The organism is Pseudoalteromonas sp. S1609, assembly GCF_005887255.1.
Taxonomy (GTDB): Bacteria; Pseudomonadota; Gammaproteobacteria; order Enterobacterales; family Alteromonadaceae; genus Pseudoalteromonas.
On record NZ_PNDJ01000208.1, the window covers coordinates 1 to 482 of the forward strand.

The 482-nt window shown below is 41.3% G+C and carries 1 protein-coding gene; it reads left to right on the plus strand.

Annotated features, from left to right (window positions below; genetic code table 11):
* On the plus strand, positions 1-482 hold a 482-nt coding region (locus tag CWB76_RS19455; RefSeq protein WP_138609756.1), incomplete at both ends, for a M3 family metallopeptidase.

Sequence of the window (482 nt, forward strand, 5' to 3'; positions counted from 1 at the left end):
AAAAGCGCAAGCAGAAGCAAAAGCGATTCAAAAAGTAATTAACGATTCTGGTGAAAGTTTTGAACTAAAACCATGGGATTGGTCTTTCTATGCAGAAAAAGTGCGTGCTGAAAAATACGACCTAGATCCAGCCTTAGTTAAGCCTTACTTTGAAATGCAATCGGTTATTCATAACGGTTTATTCTTTGCAATGGAAAAACTTTACGGCATTACATTCAAAGAGCGTAAAGACCTACCGCTTTATCACGAAGACGTCATGGCGTTTGAAGTATTTAATGCTGATGGCAGCGCAATAGGCTTATTTTACATGGACCCATATGCACGTGAAGGTAAGCGTGGCGGTGCATGGATGAGTGCATACGTAAGCCAAAGCGGCTTAAAAGGCACAAAACCGGTTATTTATAACGCACAAAATATTCCAAAGCCAGCAGAAGGCGAGCCAACGCTAATGACGTTTGACGAAGTGTCGACTATGTACAATC